General features: G+C 57.6%; 4 protein-coding genes. 1 reads left to right on the top strand and 3 read right to left on the bottom strand.

The window, feature by feature from the left end; genetic code table 11:
• The 3 genes from NW837_RS07530 to NW837_RS07520 all read right to left on the bottom strand — a co-directional run.
• Positions 1–455, bottom strand: a 455-nt coding sequence (locus NW837_RS07530; protein ID WP_414330330.1) for a low molecular weight protein-tyrosine-phosphatase, incomplete at its 3' end; no start/stop codon positions are given.
• 320 nt (positions 456–775) lie between these two features.
• A complete protein-coding gene (aat, locus tag NW837_RS07525; protein ID WP_414330332.1) occupies positions 776–1,354 on the bottom strand; it encodes a leucyl/phenylalanyl-tRNA--protein transferase in 579 nt (192 codons plus the stop codon).
• Positions 1,355–1,371: 17 nt separating this feature from the next.
• On the bottom strand, positions 1,372–1,824 hold the full coding sequence (locus NW837_RS07520) for a hypothetical protein (RefSeq protein WP_414330327.1): 453 nt from the start codon (positions 1,822–1,824) through the stop codon (positions 1,372–1,374).
• A 412-nt stretch (positions 1,825–2,236) separates the two neighbouring features.
• Between NW837_RS07520 and NW837_RS07515 the strand changes: the two genes are divergently transcribed.
• The gene (locus tag NW837_RS07515) at positions 2,237–2,479 is read left to right on the top strand and encodes a formyltransferase family protein (protein WP_414330326.1); all 243 of its coding nucleotides are present in this window, start codon (positions 2,237–2,239) and stop codon (positions 2,477–2,479) included.
• Positions 2,480–2,517 lie beyond the last annotated feature (38 nt).

The following is a 2,517-nucleotide window of genomic DNA, read 5'->3' as shown; positions in this document are numbered from 1 at the left end:
GATTCCAGCAAGCCGCTACAGGCATCCCAGAGCAGCTCGATCACGTAATGGAATCCAGCCTCACCCCCGTAGTAGGGATCCGGAACTTCTTCGTCAGAATGAGAGCGGCAATAGCTGCACATCAGGCGCACTTTCTCGGCATATTTTCCCTGGGGATCCAAGCTGAGAATGTCGCGGTAATTTTGTCGATCCATAGCCAGGATCAGGTCAAACTCGCGCAGGTCGGCAGGTCGAATCTGGCGGGCCTTGCCTTGTAGCTCTAGGCCATAGCATCGGGCTGCTTGTTGCATGCGCCTATCTGGGGGGCTGCCGATGTGATAGGCTGCCGTACCTGCTGAGTCGCAGATAATTGCTTCCTTATGGCCGCTGCTGCGCAAAAGGTGATTGGTGATGCCCTCAGCAGTGGGAGAGCGACAGATGTTACCCAGACAGACGAACAGAAGCTTTTGGCTCATGACAATCTCAACAGCAGTAGAGAACTCCTCTCACCTTATAACAATGCCCATCTAATCTAATGGTTCTTTGGTCTGAGCATAATAGTTCTTCGTTCTGAGCGCAGAAGAGCACAGACGGCAACGAACGGTGTTTGCGAGCCAGTCTCATCTGCCACTGACGGGAACAGAGCGGATCCCATGTGCTGGCCCACCACGGGATGTATTCGCTCACAGCAGCAGAGTGGAGTCCTCCCTCATTTTCCACCAAGTTTCCCACCAAGAGCCGCTGCAATGATCTAACAGCAGCTATTGGGAAGCCTGTCGCTTTGAGCATCACAGGTCTAATCGAACCGACAAGGGATCCCCAGGCACTGCTGCAATAGCTTCAGGTACTCTTGTCCATCCATGAGAAAGGCGCCGAAACGGGCCAGGTGCGGGTTCATCAACTGAGCGTCGAATAGGCGAAAGCCCCGCTCCCGTAAGTGCTCCACCAACTTCACCAAGGCCACCTTCGAGCCGTTGGGAATGCGGTAGAACATCGACTCGCCGATAAATGCCGCCCCAAGGGCAATACCCAGGATCCCGCCTGCCAAGGTCTCTCCCTGCCAGGTTTCAAAGCTGTGGGCAAAGCCAGACCGGTGCAGAGCTGCGTAAATCTGCTTCAGCTCGGGGCTAATCCAGGTTTGGGGACGAGCGGCACAGCCCTCTACCACCTGCTCAAAAGCGCAGTTCAGCCGCACCTGAAAGCGACCGCTGCGCACCAAGGGCCGCAACGAACGGGGGCAGTGAAATCGCTCATCGAGGGGGATCACCGCGTGCCGGTCGGTGCCGTACCAAGCCAGGGATCCCGTCTCTTCGTCGGCCATCAGAAAGTAGCCTTGGGCATAGCCTGCCAGAATGGTGGCCAGATCCACCTGCATTGCCTCAGTTGCGCTCCTCAAGATTGCCATTCTGCAGAGAGGCTGGCAAAATCCCCCCCATTGGCCCTGGGGTGACAATCCACACAGGCGCTCACCCGCACAGGAGTGGGAAACTCCACTTGCAGATGCAGGGCACGGAAATAGCGAGAATCTGCCAAGCGATAGGGCACCTGTTCCCCCTGTCGCAGGGGCCGGGAGTTGGGCCGCAAATAGCCCCAGGCCAGTTGTAAAGCCACGCCGCTCAGGGGCTGGATCTGCTGACCATAGTGGTTGGGATCCTGCAGCAGCCGTCGCCAGGTTTCAGTGGGCAACACTTGGGCGGGCAACGCCACATGGCAACTGCCACAACTGCGCACATATTGAGCTTGCTCCAGTCGGGCTTGAGTCAGGCCCTGCTGGGCTTGTGCTCCCAGGTTCTGCGCTGATCCCGCCAGCAGGGATCCCATAAACCCGGCCAGGATGACTACCATGCTGCAAATCCAAAACCGCCGGCGTCGTCGTTGCAAAGGAGCCATGCTCTCACACCCACTGCCCATGCTTTCCCACTCTAGACCCACTCTAGATCAGGTGGCCGCTCGCCACAGTGGGACGGAGTCCATAAGATCCGGCCTCAACTGCTGGGATCGACTTGATCGACTTGGCCTATTTTTGGAGGAGCTTGAGAGATCGCGGATCTCCTGCTGCATTTTCCGCATTTCTTGAGGCATCTCCCGCAGCTCCTCTTGGGCTTGATCCGTGCAGCGCTCGATGGCGCGGGTGCGCCTGTCAAAGCCGGCGACGGTCAAGTTTTTGGATCCCTCTCTGGATCAACCTGGCCAGAACCAGAGGGGAGGCTGTCTGGGTTTAAAATAGCGGGGCTGCAGACTTTCCCACCAAGCGCTCATGAACTCGCCCAGCTTACTCTGGCCGGATCCCGACGGGATCCCAGTGCCCTCTCAACCGGGGATCCTTGGCATTTTGGCTTCCGGCAATGGCAGCAATTTCGAAGCTATTGCCCAAGCCATTGAGGCTGGGGAACTGCAGGCCCAGATTGCTGTGGTCATCACCAACAATCCCAAAGCTTATGTGCGGCAGCGGGCCCAAAAGCGAGGGATCCCTTGCGTCTTGCTCGACCACCGAGACTAACCCTGTCGCGAAGACCTGGATGCAGCTATCCTCCAAGT

This window comes from Synechococcus sp. R6-10, from assembly GCF_047461815.1.
Classification (GTDB): domain Bacteria; phylum Cyanobacteriota; class Cyanobacteriia; order Thermostichales; family Thermostichaceae; genus Thermostichus.
This window is presented reverse-complemented; position numbering and strand designations above follow the sequence as displayed.